At 58.8% G+C, this 23966-nt stretch carries 9 protein-coding genes; 7 read left to right on the top strand and 2 right to left on the bottom strand.

Annotated elements, in window-relative coordinates; genetic code table 11:
- Nucleotides 1-3186, top strand: a complete 3186-nt coding sequence (locus M1L53_RS06105; protein WP_261949208.1) for a helicase-related protein — start codon at nt 1-3, stop codon at nt 3184-3186.
- Nucleotides 3183-4889 carry a DUF1998 domain-containing protein gene (gene drmB / locus M1L53_RS06100; protein WP_054187892.1) on the top strand — a complete coding sequence of 569 codons (1707 nt, stop codon included), beginning with the start codon at nt 3183-3185 and terminating at the stop codon, nt 4887-4889. Before M1L53_RS06105 ends, drmB begins: the two co-directional genes overlap by 4 nt.
- A gap of 8 nt (nt 4890-4897) precedes the next feature.
- Here drmB and M1L53_RS06095 read toward each other — a convergent pair whose 3' ends face one another.
- Both M1L53_RS06095 and M1L53_RS06090 read right to left on the bottom strand, forming a co-directional pair.
- Nucleotides 4898-5332: a hypothetical protein gene (locus M1L53_RS06095; RefSeq protein WP_232319044.1), complete on the bottom strand. Its 435-nt coding sequence runs from the start codon at nt 5330-5332 to the stop codon at nt 4898-4900.
- The gene (locus tag M1L53_RS06090; protein WP_042922676.1) at nt 5329-6231 is read right to left on the bottom strand and encodes a ParA family protein; all 903 of its coding nucleotides are present in this window, start codon (nt 6229-6231) and stop codon (nt 5329-5331) included. The genes M1L53_RS06095 and M1L53_RS06090 overlap by 4 nt, the downstream gene beginning before the upstream one ends.
- 143 nt (nt 6232-6374) lie before the next feature.
- Here M1L53_RS06090 and M1L53_RS06085 point away from each other — a divergent pair, with 143 nt between their 5' ends.
- From M1L53_RS06085 to M1L53_RS06065, 5 genes are all read left to right on the top strand, one after another.
- Nucleotides 6375-7517 carry a DNA cytosine methyltransferase gene (locus tag M1L53_RS06085; RefSeq protein ID WP_083471201.1) on the top strand — a complete coding sequence of 381 codons (1143 nt, stop codon included), beginning with the start codon at nt 6375-6377 and terminating at the stop codon, nt 7515-7517.
- A 95-nt stretch (nt 7518-7612) separates the two neighbouring features.
- Nucleotides 7613-10561, top strand: coding sequence for a helicase-related protein (locus tag M1L53_RS06080; RefSeq protein ID WP_311052829.1), 2949 nt, complete (start codon nt 7613-7615; stop codon nt 10559-10561).
- On the top strand, nt 10561-15282 hold the full coding sequence (locus M1L53_RS06075; protein ID WP_054187893.1) for an Eco57I restriction-modification methylase domain-containing protein: 4722 nt from the start codon (nt 10561-10563) through the stop codon (nt 15280-15282). The genes M1L53_RS06080 and M1L53_RS06075 overlap by 1 nt, the downstream gene beginning before the upstream one ends.
- Nucleotides 15282-21710 carry a DEAD/DEAH box helicase gene (locus M1L53_RS06070; RefSeq protein ID WP_054187894.1) on the top strand — a complete coding sequence of 2143 codons (6429 nt, stop codon included), beginning with the start codon at nt 15282-15284 and terminating at the stop codon, nt 21708-21710. Before M1L53_RS06075 ends, M1L53_RS06070 begins: the two co-directional genes overlap by 1 nt.
- The gene (locus M1L53_RS06065; protein ID WP_054187895.1) at nt 21711-23924 is read left to right on the top strand and encodes a 3'-5' exonuclease; all 2214 of its coding nucleotides are present in this window, start codon (nt 21711-21713) and stop codon (nt 23922-23924) included.
- Nucleotides 23925-23966 lie beyond the last annotated feature (42 nt).

The raw sequence follows: 23966 nt of genomic DNA, 5'->3' as shown, positions 1-23966 counted from the left end.
ATGACCGAGCTGGATGCGATGTACGGGTTCCGTGCGGAGATGGTCGAGGAGCTCAAACTCGATCTTCTCGGTCCGGGAGAGGGCGCGTCGGAGGTGCTCGCAGAACCACCGTTGGATCGCTACGTGGTGGGCGTGCTGTGGCCGACGGATGAGCCCCTGCAGGAGGAGCCGGAACCCGACAGTGCCGAAGCGGATTCCATTGAAGGTGAAAGTGATTCACCTGTTGCGCAATCCTTGATGCGCTACCCCTCGTCGATGGGTTTGACGTTCACAGTCGATGTTGGTCTGGTATCCGAGGTGTCTTTCGATGTGTCGGCAGCACGATACAGACCTTCCGAGACGCTCGACGACCAAGACCAGGGTGGCAAACGCCGCAGAGGACGGAGTCGGCCTACCGCCTGGACCAGAGAGGCATGTACGCCAGAACGAGTGCGCCATTCACTGGCCACGAAGGGTGCAGTGAAGCTGCATGTTGCACCAGGCTTGGAGCTGTACATTCTGACTCGGACACCGCGCGACGGTAAGGTGACGGTCTCCGCTGTTCTCCGGAACAAGCTTTCGGTGAACAAAGGTGAACTCAAAGACGCGAGTGCCTGGTTCCAGGTCGAACTTGTCGTGACAACCGAAGTGCCTGCGATCGTCGACCGTAGTGCGCCGAACAGGCTCGGTGGCGAGGGTGACTTGCTCTCGGCGGAATTGATGTACCGCAATGCACGCAACTTCGGCATCGGGCACGGATGCGCCGTCACCTGGAGTGGAGTCGAGGCGACCACCGATCGCATCGCCACGACGCTGTTGCCTACGCACGAGGTTTCCCGCGCCCGGCCTGGGAAGGTCGGACCCGACGTCGATCTGAGAATGTCTTTTCTCGCGGAAGCAGACAAGGCGACTCTGGTCGCCACGTTGGGCAAGCTTGTCACCGCATATCGGGAGTGGATCAGCGAGCTGGAAGGGTCGGTGAAGGCCGGCAAGACGAACATTCCTGAATCGCTCGAGGGCACCGCAGACGTTCACTTCGAGAATGCGCGCGAGGCCGCGAATCGCATAGAATCGGGAATCGAGCTGCTCGACAACGATTCTGAGGTTCTCCGGGCATTTCGCCTGGCAAATTCTGCAATGCAAACCCAGCGTGCCCGACAGGTCTGGGTTCGTGCCGGTGCCACCGGTCCTGTCGGCGACGGAATTGATCAAGGTTGGTATCCGTTTCAGATCGCGTTCATCCTGCTCAACCTCCCTAGCATCTCCGACCGAGAGCACCCGCAGCGCGGCGTCGCGGATTTGCTGTGGTTCCCTACCGGTGGCGGAAAAACCGAAGCGTACCTGGGACTGGTTGCGTTCATCGTTCTCCTGAGGAGAATTCGCGATGACACCGCCATTGGCGTAGCTGTAATCATGCGGTACACCTTGCGGCTGCTGACAATTCAACAGTTCGAACGCGCGACGATGTTGATGTGTGCTCTCGAACGAATCCGAATTACAGACGGCAGCTTGGGCGCGAGACCGTTCTCGATCGGCTTGTGGGTAGGTCGGGGGGGAACACCGAATACGCTCCTCGAGGCAAAGAAATCGTTGCGGTCTCTGCGATCGGAAACCGAGATCACCGAGGCGAATCCGGTCCAGCTGACGCAGTGCCCTTGGTGTGGAAAGACTCTCGATCACACGAAATATTCGGTTGTTGCCAGTCCTGAGTCGAAGCTCGTCATCGCTTGTCGCAACAATGCATGCGACTTTGCGGCGGGACTACCGGTTTATGTTGTGGATGAGGACATTTACGAATACCGACCCGAGCTGATTCTCGGCACGGTAGACAAATTCGCCATGATGGCCTGGCGTTCCGATGTCGGAAAGCTCTTCGCGCGAGACGGTGTGGGTAGCCCGCCTGATCTGATCATCCAAGACGAGCTCCATCTGATATCCGGACCTTTGGGGTCGATGGTCGGTCTGTACGAGACGGCAGTGGATGTCGCGTGTTCGGTTCCTGGGAAGGATGGAGCGCCCGGATCAAGACCTAAGATCATCGCGTCGACGGCCACCATCCGCCGGTCTGATGAGCAGATCAAGATGGTCTTCGACCGGGAGTCGCGCCAATTCCCACCCCCAGGAATTGATCCCGATCAGTCGTTCTTTGCTGAGCCGGCGCCGCGCGACACTGCAGGAACTCGAATGTACGTAGGTGTGATGAGTCCGGGCACGAGCCACGCGACTCTCCTCGTGAGGACGTATGGTGCGTTGCTGCAGGCAGCCCAGGACATCGAGTCCGAGGACTCCACTCGGGATCCCTACTGGACACTCTTGGGGTACTTCAACAGTTTGCGAGTACTCGGCAGTGCCATGCTGCAGGTCGAAGGAGACGTTCGTGAGCGACTGGACGTCGTATCCAGGCGTGGCGGCACTGAGGCGCGCCGGCTGGAGTCTGCGAATGAGTTGACCAGTCGCGTTTCGTCAGCGGAAATCCCTAGGCGGCTCAAGAGTCTGGAGCGGAAATACGATTCGGGGACCGCCGATGACATCGTTCTGGCCACGAACATGATCTCGGTCGGGTTGGACATCGATCGGCTCGGGTTGATGACTGTCATGGGACAACCTCAGTCGAGCTCCGAGTACATCCAAGCTACAAGTCGCGTGGGTAGGAAGTATCCCGGGTTGGTTGTCACGATCTTCAACTCCGCTCGTTCGCGAGATCGGTCGCATTTCGAGAATTTTGTTCCGTTTCACCAGGCTCTCTACCGTGCCGTAGAAGCTACGAGCGCTACTCCATTCGCTGCGCGTGCGCGAGATCGAGGGCTGCACGGGGTCTTTGTATCCCTCGCGCGGATGATGATCGGTCCGATGTCGGGCGAAGGGGGCGCGCATGCTGCGCCTGCGCATGAGGAAGAGCTTCGAGACTTGATCTCCATCATCGAACGACGGGTGGAAGCGACATCGAGCGACGAGAGCGAAGACACCGTGGAGCAGTTGAACGAAATGCTCAAGGTATGGATCGAGGAGGCGAAGTCCCGCGATTCCATGAAGTACCAGGATCGCAAGAATTCGATGGACGCGCTTCTGGTCGAGCCCTCGTCTGCACTCACTGATGACAACATCGAATACACCCAAACCGAGACGCCCTGGCCCACTTTGATGAGTTTGCGCGATGTCGACGCGGAGAGCGCCCTGTACACGATCCGAATGAGGAGCCAGTCATGACAGTCGCGAAAGCTCGCCGTACTCAGCTGCTGAGTACGTACGGCGTCGGGAGTCTGTTCCCCTCGGAGACAACGAGTTACATGATTGCCGGCATTCATGAGTGGAAGGCGCGTGATGCGGACCTCATCAGTGAACCGCGTCTTGCGCGAAGTCTCGGAGTGTCCGAGCTGAAAGCTCCCCCAGCAGGATCGAAGCGCAAGCGCGATATACCGGTGATTCGATTTCCCATCACACAGGTCTGCCCGTCGTGCAGGCGAATCGATTCCATTGGAAAGTTGTCCAACGACCGAGAAGTTGCTCGCTGCTCGTGTGAGAAGCGAACGGAACTGAGCCCGTTCCGTCTGGTTATTGCCTGCACACGTGGGCATATCGACGAATTCCCCTACTTCCGATGGCTTCATCAGGGCCAAGATGGCGGATCGGAGCACACGATGCACCTGCGCGCCCAGGGCCGGACTTCGTCGCTCGCCGACCTGGAATTGACCTGTACCTGTGGTGTGCAACCCAGGACCCTCGACGGTTCAGCTGGTCCGATGGCACTGGCCGAGTTCGGTAAGTGTGCCGGTCGTCGCCCATGGCTGGGGCCCGACGAGTCCCAGCACTGCGAAGAGACACCTCGGGCTGTTCAGCGTGGTGCGTCCAACGTCTGGTTGCCTGCCGTCAGATCGGCAATTTCGATCCCACCGTATTCTCAAGCACTTGCCAAGTTTGTCGACCGCCATTGGGTTTCGCTCCGCGATCCTGAGGCGGTAACGCCCGCGCTTTTGCGTAGTCTGGCGGGGCACTCTCGCCGATTTTCAGTAGAGCAGCTCGAGGCCGAGCTGGATCGACGCAGAGGCGAAGCGCTCGACGACCTGCTTACCGAGGAGGGGCTCCGTCGTCAGGAATATGCCGCTCTTGTCGAAGGCCGCGAACAAGAGAGCCTCGACGATGATTTTGTGTGCCTGGAAAGAGATGTGCCCGTCGACTTCGAGCACTTGATTTCCGACGTTCGCAAGGTGACTCGGTTGCGGGAAGTACGCGCGCTCTATGGCTTTACCAGGCTTGATGACAACGAAGAGAATCTGTGCGCATTGTCGCCGGACAAGACGCACTGGCTGCCCGCGATCGAGGTGATCGGCGAGGGCATCTTTATTGCTTTTCATCGAGATGCCCTGGAAGACTGGGCACAAGAGAGTTTTCCGGTCGAACGGTGGAGCTTGTTCAAGAAGGTTGCCGGTCCCGCGTTGCAGCGACCCGACGAACGAGCTGTGACGGGTCTGATTCGTGTTGCACTTCATACGTTTGCGCATGTGGTGATCGACCAATTGTCGCTTGAAGCAGGGTATCCGGCGGCGTCACTGCGAGAGCGGCTCTATGTTGACGATACGGGCATGGCTGGTGTGTTGATCTACACCGCAAGTTCCGATTCCGCAGGCAGCCTCGGTGGAGTGGCATCGCAGGCAGAAACCGAACGGCTGGGCCCAGCTCTCGCAGAGGGTTTGGCTCGAATGTCCTGGTGTTCAGCCGATCCCGTCTGCATCGAATCTCAGGGTGCGGGCGCCGATGCGATGAATCTGGCTGCGTGCCACGCTTGCGTTCTGTTGCCGGAAACCTCATGCGAGTTGGGAAACCGGTATCTTGACCGAGCCTTGCTTTTCGGAACGCCAGAGGACGGTCATGAAGATCGCGGATTGTTCAGCGAGGCCCTGGAGTCGATCTGAGGACTGGATCAGCGGAATGCGTTGTCGCGCGTGCTCGTAGCACGGACGCGCTCGACAATGCGTTCCCTGACCTTGCCGGCCGTCTTCCACTTCATCGAGCGCTTGTCGGGATCCAACCCGTATTGGTGCAGGATGTCTCGGAGTTGTTCGAGATCCAGACCACCCAGTTCCTTGCGCAGTCCATCTTCCCCGTCGCTGCGAAAAGCTGCGAAGGGATCAAGGACTGCTGGTGCCCTTGGTGTGCTGACTCTTCGGGCTTTGGTTTCCGTTCGAATGGTCCGCGAGGCGCTAGGGCGGGCATCCCCAACGGCAATATGTTCTGCGACGAGTTTACCCATTGTCAGCACAATGATCGCGGCGTTCGGATCCTGAGCTGCCAGTTTGCTGATCGACAATTCGAACGCCGTCTGGGCGGCGACGAGTTCGTCGTTGATTGGTGTCACGTGTAGATCTCCACATTCGTCATTACGTGGGATGTGAGGTCTCTCAGATCGTCAACCTTCTTGCCTCCGCCGTATCGGTTTTTCAAGGTGCCGAAGTCGAAGAACTCTGCTGCCGCTGCGATGTCCGTTGCTTCGGGTATCCAATAGGGGATGACATTGGGTGGGCGTTCGATGAGCTTGCGTTCTGCAGCAGGCAATGCGTCGTAGTCGAGGACCGCGTTCTGCAACCGCTGGATGGTGTTTCGGTGCAAGTTGGTGTTCGCGCGATACTTAGTGATGATCAGTCCGAGGGCTTGGACGTGATGTCCAGTTTTTTCGGAGAACATCCGCACACGCTTCTGAATCTGCGGAATACCGTACGTGGACAGCACATCGGGAATCGTCGGAATTACGTACGCGTCGGCCAACATCAGTCCGTTGCGCGTGATGATCCCCATATTAGGCGGACAATCGATGAGTATGTAGTCGTAGTGGTCTCTCACCGTGTCGACAGCTTCTTTGAGAACTAGAAGCGGTTGCAGCGAATCCGGCTCGTCATATTGCCACGCTGCGACTTCTTCGGAGATCTCGATCATGTCCAGTGACGACGCCAGGAGGTCGATACCGGCCAATTTCGCCAGCGGTGACACGTTTCGTTGAATCGCGTCGTCGATGTCGAACTTTGGCGCTTGCGAATCGAGGGCCTGTTCGAACAGTGCTTTCAGCGTGCGACCGGAGTTGTTGAGCTCGTGCCAGTGTTCGGTCCCGATCATCATCGTTGTGAGATTGGTCTGGGGGTCCAGGTCGATCAGGAGAACACTCTTTCCGAACATGCCCGCCATGAACTCGGCGAGTGCGGCGGTCATTGTGGACTTTCCGACGCCACCCTTGAGGTTTATGGTCGCAATTACTTTGGCCATGAGGTGCGTCGGTCCTTACATCTCGGATGCGGTGGTGGTCGTCACGGGCGAATTCGCATTCGACGCAGACTCTACGATGACCAGGCGACAATGCGGCTGTGTGGTGGCTGGAGTCGACCATCGGTGTCGTAAACTTCGCCGTTATGGAAGACAATCGCAGCGCACGGTGTGATCTGTCCACGCACTCGGTTGTCGACCTGTTTGCCGGTCCCGGAGGCATCGATGTCGCTGCGACCTGGCTCGGAATGAGTACCCACGGAGTCGAATGGGACGACGATGCGCATGCAACACGTACCGAGGCCGGCCTGGATACTGACCATCGTGATGTTCGTGAGCTAGGTCCGAAGGAATTCCCCAATGCAACCATTCTTGCCGGTGGGCCCCCGTGCCAGACGTTCACAGTGGCGGGATCCGGTAGCGGCCGGGACGCTCTCGATGATGTGCTGAAGTTGGTAGATCGCATGGCTCGGGCTGAAGACGTGTCATCTTCGCTCAAGGGCCTCGATGACGAGCGCACCGGACTGGTGCTCGAACCGCTGCGTTGGGTCCTCGAAGCGCACGGTGCCGGCCGACCGTACGAAGCGGTGGTCCTCGAACAGGTTCAGACGGTCCTACCCGTGTGGGAGGCGATGAAGCCGGTTCTGGAGTCGCTCGGTTACAAAGTTGTGTGCACAGTTCTACGAACCGAAGAGTTTGGTGTGCCGCAGACCCGCCGCCGAGCAGTGCTGCTCGCCAACCGGACAGTTTCGCCGATCCGTCCGGTGCCCACGCACCAGGCGTACCGAGCGGGAATGGTGCGTGGAACCGGAGAATCGCATTTGCTGCCATGGGAAACCATGGGTTCGGCTCTGAAGCGGGGCGAGTGGTTCGAGGTTGTGTCCAACTACGGCTCGGGCGGAATTCCCTCCGCGCGTGGGCGGCGCACTTCTGATCAGCCGTCGGCCACGGTGACCGGCAAGATTTCGCGTAACCGCATTGTCGACCACATGGGGGACGAACAGGAACGGTTCTCTCCCGCCGAAGCTGGTCGGCTGCAAACGTTCCCCCTCGACTACAAATGGGCGGGGCAAGGCTGGGCTCAGCAGGTGGGGAATGCTATGCCGCCCAGGTTAGCTGTTCATGCGCTCGCGGCCGCCTTTGGTCGCGTTCCGGTGACTGCGCAGCTGGACAGCAAGATCGAGGAGTCCTGGATGCGATCACGAGTGTCCGACACGCCGGTTTTAACAGTAGCTCCTGACCTGGGGATGGAAGGTGCGCTGGATCTTGGTGCCGCTGTGGCGGTCTGACTCCAGAGTAGGTAGGGAACAGCGGCGCACTAACCGTCCGACCGTTATGGTTGGATTTCGAGCCGGCACGGCCCGAAGTGAGAGGACCGCCACGCGTGACAATCAGCGCTACCCCCGTCGTCGGCTCAGCAGCCGGGGGCGAGTATTCATTCAACGTTGCTCCCGGCTCGATAGTGGAGGTTCGGGATGAGGAATGGTTGGTGTCCTCCGTCGAACCGACGTCAGACGGATACGTAGTGCACGTGTTGGGTCTCTCCGACTTGGTGCGCGACACAGAGGCATCGTTTTCGACTGCACTGGATGAAATTGTGCCGGTCGATCCCACAGACGTAACGGTGGTGGCCGATACCTCGGATAAATTCCGTAGATCACGGTTGTGGCTCGAATCGATGCTCCGCAAGACCCCGGTGGCGATTGCCGATCCCAGCCTCACGACTGCGCACAAGGCACTTGCCCGGCCACTCGAATACCAGTACAAGGCTGTTCGTCAGGCACTCGATCCTGACAACCTTCGCCCGCGCATACTGCTTGCCGATGCTGTCGGTCTCGGGAAGACACTCGAAATCGGGATGATTCTGTCGGAACTGGTCCGGCGTGGTCGTGGTGATCGCATCCTCGTCGTGACTCCGAAACACGTCCTCGAGCAGATGCAGATGGAGCTGTGGACTCGGTTTGCTCTGCCGTTCGTCCGGTTGGATTCTGCTGGGATTCAACGCATTCGACAGATCCTTCCTGCGACTCGCAACCCGTTCACTTATTACAAACGGGTGATCATCTCCATCGACACCCTCAAGAGCGACCGTTACCTCAACCACCTTCGTAAGCAGCAGTGGGACGCGGTGGTCATCGATGAATCCCACAACGTCACCAATGTTGCCGCTCAAAACAACCGACTCGCCCGGCTGTTGGCGTCGCGGACTGACGCGTTGATTCTTGCGTCGGCAACACCGCACAACGGTCGTGCCGAATCGTTCGCCGAGCTGATTCGCATGTTGGACCCCAGTGCCGTGTCCCCGTCAGGTGAGTTGGATGCCGAGCAGGTCAAAAAGCTTGTCATTCGTCGCCATCGCCATCATCCCGATGTTGCCAGCGAAGTCGGTTCGGATTGGGCGGAACGTCAACCACCACGCAATATCACGGTGGATGCCTCGGCCGCTGAAGACGCAGTAGCCCGCGAACTCGAAAATGTGTGGCTCTGGCCTGAAAAGGGGCAGTCGCCGTATTCGGGTTCGACGCGGTTGTTTCCGTGGGTGCTCGCGAAAGCATTCCTTTCGTCTCCGGATGCGCTGACGCAGTCGATCGTCGAACGACGAAAGCGGTTGGACCCGGAGGATGCAAGTGCAGCAAGGGAAATCGTGGCGCTCGATCATCTCGGCGAGTTGGTGGCCGCTACACCACTGCGCGAGTCTGCGAAGTACAGAAAGCTCCTCGACTATCTTGCGGAAATCGGCGTCAAAAAGAACGGCGACACCCGCGTTGTCGTGTTCGCGGAGCGCGTCGCGACGCTGAAGGCACTTGCACAGGCCCTATCGAAGGACCTGAAGATGACTCTCACCGAGGGGCGCGACCTTGGTCAGGTGACGGTATTGCACGGTGGACTCAGCGACGTCGAGCAGCAGGACATCGTCGAATCATTCAAACTCGAGTCTTCACCCATTCGAATTCTGGTCACGGGTGACGTTGCGTCCGAGGGCGTCAACCTACACTCGCAGTGTCACGACATGGTGCACTACGACATTCCCTGGAGCCTGATTCGAATCGAGCAGCGCAACGGGCGCATCGATCGGTACGGGCAACGGCATCGCCCTCGGATCGTGACCTTGCTACTGACACCGTCGACGAAGCACTTTGCGGGTGACGTGAGAGTTCTGACGCGCTTGGTGGAGCGAGAACACGAGGCGCACAAGGCCCTGGGCGAATCTTCTTCGCTGATGGGAACTTACGACGTTGCAGCGGAAGAAGAGGCCATTCGTCAAGTTCTCGCCGGCGAGAAGTCCCTGGAGTCCGTGGTGATGACCGTCGATCAGGTGACCTCAGGCGGTGGCCTCAGTGGTCTTCTTGCCCAAATTGGTGCTGCCAGTGTAAGCCTGGACGCATCGTCATCGCCGGTGCCCACCGAGCCGCCGTCAAGCGGCGAGGCATCTACCAGTTTGTATTCGTCCGAGTTCGAGTATCTTTCTGATGCCTTGGAGGAGTTCGTCGGAACGCCGAGTAAACCAGCGCCGAATGGTGTGTCCTGGACTGTGCACAAGGCGCAGTCGATTGCCAGTCTCACCCCGCCGCGTGACCTGAAGCAGCGACTGCAGGTTCTGCCGCAGTCGTATCTTCGGGCGCGGTCGGTCACAGAGACCTACAAGCTGGCGCTCACAGCACTGCGGGGCGAGGAAGAACTGCGCGCTGCGCGGGCAGGGGAGTCGACGTCGACGTGGCCCGAGGCGCATTTCCTTGCGCCCCTTCATCCGATTCTTGATTGGGCTGCAGATCGGTCGCTCGCAGATCTGGGTCGACGGCAGATTTTCGCGGTCTGCGGGGCAGTGCCGGATACGACGGTGCTGGTCCAGGTAACGCAAACGAATACGCGTGGGCAGGTAGTCGCTGCGTCGTTCTACACCGTGGCGTTCCCTGATGTGAACAATCCAAGTTTCGGTCTCGCATCTCCGCACCCGAGCGCGGCTCATGCAATTGCGGTACTTGGCCTCGCTGAAATCAACACAGCCGATCTCGGCAGCGTCGAAGCCTTGCAGCTACTGGTTGCTGCAGCCGTTCGTGCCGCAGATTCTGCAGCCGAAGAACACGCAGGCGCGATCAGGGACGAGACTCGGCAACGAGTGAGTGAATGGACTTCACGCGCCGAACGGTGGACCCACGAAGCTGACGCGCTGATCCAACGTGACGAGTTACGTCAACGGGCAGATCGAGTGTCACACGAGCGAGAAGTCGCCCAATCCATGAATCCCGACCGCCGACTTGTCCGTCCGCTACTCGTCGCGGTGCCGGACAGTTCGATGAGTCAGAATGTAGCGACGACAGGGAAGAGTCTCTAGTGAGTTCAACATCTGATGCCCTGATCGTCGGTGAGGACTTTGTCAGCGAGCATTACTTCACCACTGACGCGACATCTCAGTCGTTCAACGCGCGAGTGATCGATCGGCGCAAGCAATGGGAGTCTGAAAAGGCCGACGGGCAACCAACTGCGCGTTCGCGTTTCACCGCGCAACGTGGTGATCTGACGCGAGACTTCTTGGGCTTGGGTGAAGGTGCGGACCAGCAAACGCTGATTGAGCTCTACTCGAACCTTCGCTCGGTACTCGGGTACGAAGGTGTGCGCTGGGAGATTGTGCGAATTGGTGGAACCGACACCGAATCGGGGCCTGCGCTTGCGGTCCGTACTCGCGGATTGACCGGGCCTGCACCGTTGGTGATCGTCGAAGGTAGGGCGGAGCTCAGCGTCGAGCAGTTGATCGCCAAGGACGAGAAGACGCTGCGAACAGGTTTCAGGACTGGCGACGAGGACGTTCCCGGCGAAGACCTGGCTTCAGTGGCTCAATTGCTGTCCCACCTGTCGACGGCTGAAGACGGTCCACAGTTCATTCTTGTTCTCGCTGGGTCCCAGGCCCTGATCACCGAACGAAGCCGCTGGCTCGAAGGTCGTTACCTTGCCGTCGATCTGCAGCTGATCTGCGAGCGAAATGATGACAAACGAGGTGGTGAGACGGACCGGGCATTAACTTGTTTGGCGGCAGACTCGCTTGCTCCCGATGCCGAAGGCAATATTTGGTGGGCCGGGGTGATCGACGAGTCCGCCAAGCACACCGTTGGAGTGTCCAAGGACCTGCGCGAGGGCGTTCGGCTGTCGATCGAGCTCATCGCCAACGACGTCGTCACTCGGCGAGCCATGCAAGGACTGGCTCCACTGGCAGATTCGGTCGCGCAAGAGCTTGCGGGACAAGCGCTTCGCTACCTGTACCGCATCTTGTTCCTCCTGTACGCCGAGGCCCGGCCCGAGCTCGGCGTACTACCAACAGGTGAGCAGACGTATGAGCGCGGCTACAGCCTTGATCGTCTCCGAGAGCTGCTACTCGTCGAGCTGGTCACACCTCGGGCCGAGAACGGTACGCATTTCCACGATTCGTTGCACACCTTGTTCGAACTTGTAGACATAGGTCACGACGGGTTGTCCGGTGATGCATCGAGAACTGAAGGGCTCACCTTCAGACACCTCAAGGCTGATCTATTTCGGCCGATCGCAACGGCTTTCGTCAATGAAGTCAAGCTGAGTAACTCTGCCGTGCAGAAAGTGCTTCGGAATCTGTTGTTGAGCAAAGAATCTCGGGGAAGAGATCGCGGCTTCATTTCCTATGCAGACCTCGGAATCAATCAACTCGGCGCGGTGTACGAGGGGTTGATGAGCTACACAGGCTTCTTCGCGAAGGACGCGCTGTACGAGGTTGCGAAGAACGGGGATCCCTCCAAAGGATTATGGGTCGTGCCGGAGGGGCGAATCGACGGCATTGTCGAGTCCGACTTCGTCACTGTGAAAGATGAGCTCACCGGGGAGCCGACCAAGGTTCGACATGAGCAGGGCACCTTCGTGTTTCGTTTGGCAGGCCGCGAACGTCAGCAATCAGCCTCGTACTACACCCCTGAGGTGCTGACGAAGTTCACGGTGGGGCAGGCCCTCGAAGAACTGCTCGATCAGGATGGAACGAGCACTTCCGCCGAGGAGATTCTTGGTCTCACCGTGTGTGAACCTGCCCTGGGGTCAGGCGCTTTCGCTATCGAAGCAGTGCGCCAGCTAGCCGATCAGTACCTCACACGTCGTCAGCGTGAGCTGGGCGAGCGTATTGACCCTGAGGAGTACCCAACTGAACTGCAACGTGCAAAGGCGTACATAGCCCTTCATCAGGTGTACGGCGTGGACCTCAATGCAACTGCGGTTGAGTTCGCCGAAATCTCGCTATGGCTGGACACCATGGCGCGCGATCTGGACGCACCGTGGTTCGGATTGCATCTAAAGCGTGGCAATTCACTCATCGGTGCCAGGCGTGCTCTTATTCCGAGTGGGCAATTGAAGTCTCGGGGATGGCTCGATGCCACGCCGATCGACGTTCGCCTTGCGGACTACCTGCTGGGCAAGCCGATTGACGTGGTGGACGGTGTCCACCACTTCTTGGTGCCGACCAGCGGCTGGGGTTCGACCGTCGAGGCCAAGGAAGCAAAAGAGCTCGCGTCAGACGCTCTGGCTGATCTTAAGACATGGCGGAAAGAGCTCAAGCCCCAGCCGACAACTGCCCAGGTTCGCAAACTCAAAGAGCTCGCCGGCCGTGTGGAGACATTGTGGCTGCTGGCACATAAGCGCCTCGAGATCGCCGAGCGGGAGATCCGTCGGCCTATTCCAGTGTGGGGACGCGAAACCGAGAGCGCAGAAACCGTTGTCACGCGCGATCTGATCGAAGCGTCGTTGGCAGACGAGAATGGCGCATATCGGCGTTTGCGTCGGGTGATGGACGCGTGGTGCGCGCTGTGGTTCTGGCCGCTGGTCGACGAGGACGCAACGGTCAATGACGATCTCGTACAGCCTCCGACCTTGGATCAGTGGATCGACACTTTGACCGGTCTACTCGGCACTCCCATCGGAGAGTCGAAGCCGGAGAAGAAGCACGGCCAGCTCAATCTGTTCACAATTCAGTCCTGGGACGAGCTCGAGGCAGTTGAGTCCAACGAGTTGCTCTTTGCGAAAGCTGCCAAAGTTGATGAGCTGAAGAAGAACTCGCCCTGGCTGGTGGTTGCGGAGCGCGTGGCCGCTCGCCAGGGCTTCTTCCATTGGGAACTCGATTTCTCGCCCGTATTCTCGCGAGGAGGCTTCGACCTCCAAGTCGGTAACCCGCCGTGGGTGCGACCGCGCTCCGACGTCGATGCCCTTCTCTCGGAAGGGGATCCGTGGTTTCAGCTCGCCGTAAAGCCGACTCAAGCGGAGTACCACGCGAAGCGCGAGGTGACACTTGAGATCGAAAGTATCAGTGATCTGGTTCTCGGTGGCACGTCTGATGTCGCCGCAACTGCGGCGTTCGTTGGTGATGCGCGGCAGTATCCACACCTTGTGGGGCTTCAACCTGATCTCTATAGATGCTTTATGGAGCAGACGTGGCGACACAACTCGCGTTGGGGGACGGTCGGGCTGATCCATCTTGAATCGCACTTCACCGACGAGAACGCAGGTCTGTTGAGGCATGCTACCTATGAGAGGCTGCGTCGTCACTGGCAGTTCATCAATGAGCTGAAGCTCTTTGAGATCCAGGATCAAAAGACATTCGGAGTCAATGTTTATGCAGGTCGCGGCATTCCACGATTTCTAAATGCGTCATCCCTCTACCACCCGGACACGGTGGCTCGTTCGCTAGTTCACGATGGTTCAGGTACCGAGCCGGGAATTAAGAACGTCGAAGGGAACTGGGACGTCAGTCCTCACCGCAGGCGGATTTTGACTGTCGACGATGAAGTCCTGAATTCGTGGAAGAATGTGTTGGAACAGCCTGCGACTCCGATATACCAAACCCGAATGGTTTACACCGTCAATAGTTCAGCAGCGAGTGCGCTTGAGAAGCTTGCGAATTCTCCGCGGATTGAAGAGCTGGGCTTGAAATTTTCGAGTGGGTGGCACGAAAAGAACGACCGAACAAAAGCCTTCTTCGATTCAGGGTGGGGTGTACCCGAAGCCTGGGATGAGGTCATCCTGCAGGGGCCGCACCTTTTCGTTGGAAATCCATTTTATAAGGCACCCAATTCGACGATGAGGAACCAACAAGACTGGTCAGTGTTAGATCTGGAAACACTTGAACCAGAGACGGTTCCAACTACTTCATACAAACCGGTGGGTGGCCGGGCGCGGTACGACGCGGGGTACACCTCGTGGGAAGTCGAGGACGAGAACGGAATCTTGCAGACTGTTCGGGCCCGGGATTGCTATCGAGTGGCATGGAGAAAAATGGCTGCAAATACCGGAGAACGTACACTGATTCCTGCGCTCGTTCCTCCTGGAACAGCGCATATCGACGGAGTATCCTCCGCCACCCCGATGGACGAAAATCAACTGGGAAATTGTGTGGCGGTAATGTCGTCCCTGATTGCGGACTTTGCGCTCCGATCTGCTCCAAAGGCGAACATCCGCTTTTCGTCGGTGGAACGTTTGCCATTTGTCCCGAGCCCAGTCATCCGGCGACTTCTCCGCCTTAGGGCCCTCAGGTTGAATTGCCTGACAAAGGCTTATGGAGACCTTTGGCAGTTGTGTTACGCCGATGACATGCAAGTGGACTTCTGGACTGGCGGCTTTGCAAACTCAGTGAGGAAGCCCTTGGGTGACGTAGGTTCCAAGTGGACGATTGAAACCCCGTTGCGCATTGCTGCTGATCGTCGCCAGGCTTTGGTTGAGATCGATGCGCTCGTCGCCCTGGGACTCGGTCTGACAGCGGACGAGCTGTGCACTATTTACCGCACACAATTCCCGGTTCTCTATGGATACGACCGCAAAACATACCTCTACGACATCAATGGTCGACTCGTGCCCAACGAAGTCCTCAGTGTGTGGCGCAAGAAGGGCGATGCGATCAGCGAGGAAGAACGCACCGCCACAAACCCGGCCGGCAACACGTACACCTACGAATTGCCGTTCCAGTTCCTAGACCGCGAAGCGGACATGCGTGAGGCATATGCGGAATTCGAACGTCGACTTGGTATTACGGGCGGCACGGCAGTGGGTACCAACTGATGGCCTCTGAACTTCTGCCGCTCTCGCAGGCCGAGCGCATCACTGCCAGCCTGCTCGACTACCTCGGCACTACTTTCGCACTTGCGGACCCCGATGCACGACGTGAATTGGATGCGTTTCTCGAACATCCCTCAACCGGGATGTTTCGTGGACCATATCTGCGGCTGCGCATGCCATTTCGGCCTGCCGAAGAAGGCTGGCGAGACTCCTTGGAATGGTATGAGGGTTTGACGCCGTACGGCCATCAGGCCGCCGCGTTCACGCGGCTCAGTAGCGCGAACCTAGGACCTGACAAGTCGCGGCCGTTGCCCACTCTCGTTACGACGGGTACCGGTTCGGGAAAAACCGAAGCATTCCTCTACCCAATTCTCGATCACGTTCTGCGTGCTAAACGCCAGGGCGTGACTGGCACCAAAGCGATCATTCTTTACCCGATGAACGCGCTGGCAAATGATCAGGCGCAGCGCCTCGCCGGTTTGATCACCGAGCACAAGGAGCTCGGCGGAATCACAGCCGCGCTCTACACCGGTGAAGCTGGTGCAACCCGGACGACCGTCGGCCCCGACGGGCTGATCAGCGACCGGGACGTAATCCGAAGCGTCGCACCGGACATTCTGCTGACCAACTACAAAATGCTTGACCAGCTGTTGCTCCGTCCGGCTGATGCAGAACTGTGGCGACAGAGTGCTCACAGCCTTCAATATCTGGTTCTCGACGAATTTCACACCTATGATGGCGCTCAGGGCACCGACGTATCAATGCTGTTGCGCCGTCTCGGAATGACTCTCAAGAGTTACTGGGTAGATGGCGACACCGGCATCTCCGACGAAGACCGCGTCCGCCCACTAGGACGCGTCACGCCGATCGCGACGTCGGCGACTCTGGGCGACGGCAATGACTCCTCGACCATGCTCGATTTTGCCCGCACGGTCTTCGGTGACGAATTCACGGCTGAATCGGTGATCACCGAATCTCGAGAATCATTGCAGGAGTGGTCAGATGGCGCTGCCTCGCGAATCGCTGTAACCGGGATTACCGTTGCACAAATTGACGAGAAACGACTTCGAGAGCTCGCATCTGCTTCCAGTGTGACTGATCCTGTTGACGTATCGCGGGCTGCACTTCGGTCGCTCTACACGGTGCCGAATGGATTCGAAGACGACGCGATTGATGGTCTCGGCCTCGATTTGATTCGAGCGCATCCAGTATTTCATCGAATTGTCGAACGCTGCGAATCAGCAGTACCCATTCTCAGGTTGTCTGATCCTGAGTTGTTTGCAGGCACAGACGAGTCTCTCGCGTCAGACCTCGAGCGTATCGACTCAAACATCAGAGCCCAGGCCCTACGAGCGCTGGTCACTACTCTCAGCCACGTGCGTGCGGTTTCGGGACGCACCGCACCATCGGTGGACGTTCATCTCTGGGTTCGGGAGCTGACCCGGCTGGATCGGGCAGCATCGGGGGCGCCCCAGTTCGCCTGGGGCGACGACGGTCTACTGCTCAGCGACGATTTTCATGACGATTCACTCGCGGCTCCGTACCTTCCCGCGCTCTACTGCCGGCACTGCAATCGATCCGGCTGGGGAATTCTGCTTGCACCTACCGGCACGGATCTCGATGTCGACGACTCTACAATCCGGCGTCGCAAGCTCGCTGACGATGACCGCTTCCGGGCTCTTATCCATGCGCCGGTAGAAGGGGAGACCGCGGTCGACTCGACATCGGACTCGAGTGCTCCGTCGAAACCTGCTTCTGCGTCCGAGCTTTCATGGCTGGTAGTCGACGATCGTCGCATCACTCGACAACGGCCTGCCGAATCGGTTGTTGCCGAGGGTGGCGCCGTGCCTGTGTTGGTCAACGTCGGCGACACCGCCGGTGAGGATTCGATTCGAGATGTATGCCCGTCTTGCCGTCAACGTGACGGAATCCGCTTTCTCGGTTCCGCGATCGCGACGATGCTGTCGGTATCGCTCTCGACACTGTTCGGCACCCCCGGCCTTGATCCGCGAGAGAAGCGTGCGCTGGTCTTCACTGACAGTGTTCAGGACGCGGCACATCGCGCCGGTTTCGTTCAGGCGCGATCCAGGGCTCTCACGCTACGAACGTTGATCCGTCAGGCACTCGAGGACGGCGACACCAACCTCGACGCTCTCGCCCACAAGATGATCACCATGGCGGGCAACGACCGTGCCAAGCGCTACCGACTCCTGCCTCCTGAACTCGCCGATCGGGACGACTTCTCGAAGTTTTGGAGTACCGCGCGCCTGAGTCGAGCTTCGGCGACGTTGAGTGGTTTTGTCACCAAGCGACTTCAACTCGATATAGCGATGGAATTCGGTTTACGTGCCGGCGTCGGTCGAACATTAACGCGTACGGGGACGGCCCTTGCCGAGGTCGATGTCTCGCCTTCGGTGTTGCTGCTCTGTGCACGAGACGTGCTCGACGGGCAGGACGTGCAACTGGCATTGGACACGTACACCGATGCACAGTTGGTTCGTTGGGTCCGAGGAACCTTGGAGCACATGCGAATCCGAGGCGCGATCGCACACGATTGGTTCGAGAAGTTTCGGACCGACGACGGCAACCGGTGGTGGATCACCGGAGGCCGCAAACGAAGTCAAGGAATGCCAGGTTTTGGCCGCGGGAACTCCGCACCGGGCTTCCCCGTACTCGGCACGGTCAACCGTCGCGACAGCGACTTCGAGCCAGTAGCGTCTGCCCGCGGTTGGTACGCAAGCTGGACGGCAAAAGCTCTTGCCGTCAGTCCAGCCGAGGGGGCAGTCCTCAGCCGACTGCTGTTCGAGCGTCTAAGGCATCGCGATGTCGTAGGCGAGTTAGCAGGCGGTAGTGGAACTCGAACCTTCCATTTGACGCCGGATTCGGTTGTCGCTCGTCCGATCTCCGATAGTGAGATTTCCGACAAGACGGTCTCGCTGGGGTGTAGCAACTGCGGAGATTCGATCATCAGCGGCCACGACACCGTTGATCAACTTGTTGGTGGTCCGTGCCTGATTGCAGCTTGTGCAGGCACCCTTGAACGCCGGCGTATCGATGACAACTTCTATCGACAGATGTACACCGTTACCGACATTCGTCGAGTTGTCGCGCGTGAGCACACGTCGCTGTTGCCCGACGAAAAGCGTTTGGAGTACGAGTCACAGTTCAAAGAAACCAATCCGCCGCCAAACGCGCCGAATGTACTTGTCGCGACTCCGACACTGGAGATGGGCATCGATATCGGTGATCTGTCGGCAGTGATGCTGTCATCGCTCCCGCGCTCCGTCGCGTCGTATCTACAGCGAGTCGGCCGTGCAGGTCGACTGACTGGTAATGCGCTTGCCTTGGCATATGTGACCGCACGTGGCGATCAACTGCCACGCTTTGCCAATCCGGACGCGACGATCAACGGCGCAGTCCGACCGCCGGCAACGTATCTGGATGCCGAAGAGATTCTTCGTCGGCAGTTCATCGCTTCGGTCGCCGATCGATTGGCACGCCTGAAGAATGTGCCACATCCGAGAACCACCCCTGATGCACTCGGGTCGACCGGACCGAAAACCTACTTGGGCACTCTCATATCCGATGCCGAATCACACTCGACGCTCTACGTGGACGAGTTCGTGGCCGGTTTTCAATCGCTGGACGGCGAGGTAGTCGAGCGACTGCGCGACTTCGCCACACCTCAGAGTGGGCCCGAGAGTAGCGAATTGGCGTCCCGGTGCCATAGCGCGTCGATGGAATGGAACCAACGCATCGAGACGCTGCAGCACCGAAAGAAGGCAGTGGACGCGGTTGTTCCACAACTTCATGCAGCAGCGCAGAGCACAGTGGCCACAGATGATGACAAAGTTGCGTACCGTACCGCTCTCGCCGCCCAGCGACTGGTCGGCACGCAACTCGCGTCCCTGCGGTCCGAATACTGGATCAGTGCGCTGGAAGCGTTCGGGCTTTTTCCCAACTACACGTTGCTCGACGATTCGGTGACCCTCTCGGTCTCCGTCAACTGGATACATCCTGAGACTCAGGAATTCGAACACACCGAGTTCGAGCTCACCCGAGGATCCGCCCAGGCCCTACGCGACTTCGCACCCGGATCCACCTTCTACGCAAGTGGATTCGCTATTGCCATCGACGCCGTCGACCTCGGCGCCGAGGGTGACGCTGTGCACGAGTGGGCTTGCTGTCCCGCTTGCGGTTTCATCGCCGACCTGGGGGACGGTGCGCAGCCTCCGGCGACATGTCCGCGTTGTGGAACAGCAGCAATTGCGGATATCGGCCAGCGCCTCCCCGTCGTAGAACTCTCGAGTGTGTCGGCCGTCGTTCGACGTGAAGAAGCGGCTATCGACGACGGCAAAGAAGAACGAATCCGTAACCCGTTCACGATCATTACTGCTGCGGATATCGACCCGACCTCCTTTACCCGCCGTTGGTTCGTCGAAGGACTCGGCTTCGGAGCGACACATCGTCGTTCGATGACGATCCGATGGATCAATACCGGAGGCAGCCGTAGCGGTGGGTCGTCGCGGATTCTCGCGGGCGGCGAGATCGAGTCTGCAATGTTTCGGGTGTGCTCGGAATGCGGAAAGCTCGACACGGACACGCGGCGCAACTCGCCGAGTGAACACCGTCCCTGGTGTTCGTATCGCAAGGCATTGGAAGAGTCGACGCTCTCGATTGCATTGGCGCGGTCATTGACCACCGAAGGACTGGTTTTGCGGTTGCCGCCATCGGTGACGTGGGGCGATTCCTTTGCAGTTCCATCCCTGTCCGCGGCGCTGCTACTTGGGCTGCGTGAACGAATCGGCGGAGATCCGGACCATCTGCAGATCGTGGCTGTGGTCGATCCTGCCGTGAACGGCGAAAACCGACCCGGTCTGCTGCTGCACGACATCGTCCCCGGAGGTACGGGGTACCTCGCTGATCTTTCCGATCCCAGTACCATTTGGGACGTGCTGAGAAGGGCGCACGCTGTCGTCGTATCGTGCGAATGCCAGCGCGAAGGGAAGCTTGCCTGCGAAAAGTGTCTGCTACCGTTCGCGTCGTTCACCGAGGTCAAATTCACGTCGCGGAGTGCTGCTGCACGTCACCTGCGGTCGCTGTTGCTCGGCCGGGAGGTGTCAACGGACGACAACAGTCCGATTCCGGATGCGATGCCGTGGAGCATAACTTCGGATGAACCGCCTATGGTCGATCTGGAGTCGAACCTCGAACGGCGCTTCCGGGTCGTGTTTGCCGAGCGCCTCCGGGCGCTTGGTGCAACGATCGTCGAGAAACCGACCGACAGAGGCGTCGCGTGGGACGTGGCGCTTGGATCATCCAACAGATGGAGTTTGAGGCCTCAGGAAAATATCCTGGGAAGCAAGCCGGACTTCGTTCTGACGTCAGCGACGCCGGGTGTTCCTCCGACCGCGATCTTCACCGACGGATGGCAATTCCATGCCAGTCCTTCGAAAAATCGGCTTGCGGACGATGCGGAGAAACGACGTAACTTACGTGACGGTGGCTACCAAGTCGTCGCCGTGACGCATCAAGATCTCGAGGGTAAGCCATCGACGTCACCGATCTTGGCCGCCGAGCGCGTCCCGGGGCTGCTGCAGATGGCAGGTGATCAGCTTGCCAAGAGTTCTGTCGACCTCGTATTCGCCACCGCCATTGATTTACTGCTTGCGTGGATGCAGAGCCCGCAAGCGCAGTCGCGGCGGAACCTTGCACATTGGCTCCCGGTCCTGGCGATCATGGGAATGAGTGCCTCGGCAACTCAGACCGGCGGTGCGGCACCTGCGGTGCTCGCGGGACGGCTGATCGACGGTGGTGTTTTCGCGGATCCGAATGGGGACACGATCACGTGGCGAGACCGTGGATTCGCGATCGCGGTGCGGGTTCCCGCAGGAAAGTCGCCCAACGATGCAGAGATAGCCGTCGTCATCGACGACGACGATTCTGCGTTGTCCATGGAGACACGCGATTTGTGGAGGGAATGGCTTCGCTGGTCCAACCTGCTCGAGTTGCGTCCGCTTCCTGCGGTCGTGACTACGCGCCGGCACCTGGCGTCTTCATCGATGAATCTGGGGTCGCCCGCCTCGACTGTCACGGGGGGCCCAAGTGAATCTGTGACACTGACCGGGCCTTGGCGTGAGGTGTACGACGAGGTGGTTCAGGCGGCTCAGTCGCTGGTTACCGGATTGGCCGCGTCTGATCTCCCAATTCCGGAGGTCGGTGAGGAGGTCGCAGGGGTGCCTCTCGAAATATCCTGGCCTTCACTGCGAATCGCTGTCGATCTGGGTCTTGACGCTGAGGATCGCGAGGGGTTGTCGGCGGCAGGATGGACGCTGTGCCCAGTGGATGCGAAAAAGGTAATCGAGCTTGTCCAAGCAGAGGGTCTTGCACAGACGCCTTCTGTGACTATTGATTCAGTGAAAGGCGAGTAGATGCCTCAGATTGTCATCGGACGTGGACTGGACAAGATCGATGGGAGTCTCCACAAGGCAACCTATGCGTTTTTGGCGAAGCTGTCGGCCAACGACGACAACAAGAGCCTGCACATTGAGCCGATCAACAACTCGGCTGATCCGCGTGCCCGGACGGGAAGGGTGGACCTCTCCAATCGTGCGGTTCTGTTCAAAGTTCAAGGCAGCGGCCAGGACGCATCGTACGTATTCATCGGTACCTACCCGCACGACGAGGCAATCAAGATTGCTCAGACACAAAGGATGGCCGTCAATCCGCGTAACGGTATCGCTGAGCTACTGCCGGTCGAAAATGCAGCTCCAGCGCCGGTTTACTCAGCGCCGGTTGAAGTTTCCGAAAACCGTACGCCGTCGATTGAACAATCCTTACGCCGGCGTGAGTTCACAGCTGAAGATTTGACGGAGCTGGGACTGGACCTCGAGTTTGCCTCGGGTGCTCTGGACATCAACGATCCTGATGCATTGCTCGAGTACGCGGAGACGGCGCCGGCAACGTGGCAAGGCACTGCTCTCGTCGACATCTTCACGGGAACGTCATTGGCAGATGTCAAGGAGAAGTACGCGCTCGATACCGTCGAACCCGATGACGGTACCGAGGACGACAAACTGCTCAGGGCCCTCCGGCATCCCGCGGCGCGAATGGAATTCGCGTTCATCGAGGACAACGACGAGCTGCGCGAAGCTATCGAGCGTCCGGATTTCGCCGCATGGCGCATCTTTCTCCATCCGGAACAGCGTGCGTATGCGTTCAAAGACATCAACGGCCCCTTCCGTCTGACTGGCGGTGCAGGAACCGGCAAGACGGTCGTCCTTCTCCATCGCGCACGCGAGCTTCATCGCAAGAACCCTACGGCGCGAATCGTCCTCACAACCTACGGCGCCACCCTCGCGGAGAGCCTACGGGCGCAATTTCGCCAACTTGATTCCACCGTGACACTCGCGGCCGACATAGGGAAGCCGGGTGTCTACATTGCCGGCGTCGACGCCATCGCTTCGCGCGTCCTGCACAAATACGAAGGTCAGCTTGGCGGAGGTGCTGATGTAAACGGCGCAGTTGCAACAGTTCTCGGTCCTCGAACCGCGCAAGTGTTCAAGAATCAGGGTTTCGATGCATGGAAACAGGCGATCGGTGCTTACGGAGCCGATCTGCCGAATGAGTTGAAAGTGGACTCGTTCTTCGAAGCGGAGTACAGCTTGGTAGTTCTGCCGAACTCTGTCACGACGCGCGAGGAGTACTTGCGCGTGAAGCGCTCTGGAAGGGGGGTGTCACTCAATCGGTCGAAGCGAAACGCGGTGTGGGACGTCATAGCCGGCTACCGAGCATCTGGAGCGGCGTCAGGTTCGACTGACTTCGACGAGAAAGCTGCCATCGCTGCAGCAGTGCTGCGTGACGGATCGTCGGCACTCGCCGATCACGTGCTCGTGGATGAATCTCAGGACTTGAGCCCGAGCCGTTTTCAGCTCCTTCGAGCCCTCGCATCTGAAGGTAAGAATGATCTGTTCTTTGCGGAGGACACTCATCAGCGGATATACGGCCAACGGGTTGTTCTAGGACGGTACGGCATAAACATTGTGGGGCGCTCGCGTCGCCTGACGCTCAATTACCGAACGACCGAACAGAACTTGCACTACGCCCTCGGGATTCTCTCTGGCACAGAATTCACCGATCTGGGTGATCTACCGGAGACTTCCGAGGGTTACCGATCCGCTCGCAGTGGGCCTAAACCCCAACAGATTTCGGTATCGAACCTCACCGAGCAATATGACGTCGTCGCCAAGCTCGTGAATAGTTGGACAGCGGCTGGCACGGATGCAGAATCCATCGGTTTGCTTGTCCCCACAAAGAAAGAGGGACAAGCACTTCCGCGCGCACTGGGTGAACGTGAGACGTCTGCAACCTTCGTCGACCGGAATTCATCAGGTGCCAAGGGAACTCCTCAGGTGATGACCATGCACCGGGCAAAGGGTATGGAGTTCGCGAAGGTTGTTCTCGTTGGAGTGGGAGAGAACTCGATTCCACGGTCCTATGTGGTGGATTCACTTCCGGAGGGGGAGCGTGACGACGCGCTTCAGAGGGAGAGGTCGCTGCTATATGTGGCTGCAACTAGAGCAAGAGACAACTTAGTCGTGGTGTGGACTGGAAAGCCTAGTGCGTTGCTTCCTGAAATAGGTTGACAAATCGGTCTTTCGGAGGCTGTCGCTCCATATCTCACCAAA

The organism is Rhodococcus sp. T9N, from assembly GCF_024436645.1.
Taxonomy (GTDB): Bacteria; Actinomycetota; Actinomycetes; order Mycobacteriales; family Mycobacteriaceae; genus Rhodococcus_F; species Rhodococcus_F qingshengii.
This window is presented reverse-complemented; position numbering and strand designations above follow the sequence as displayed.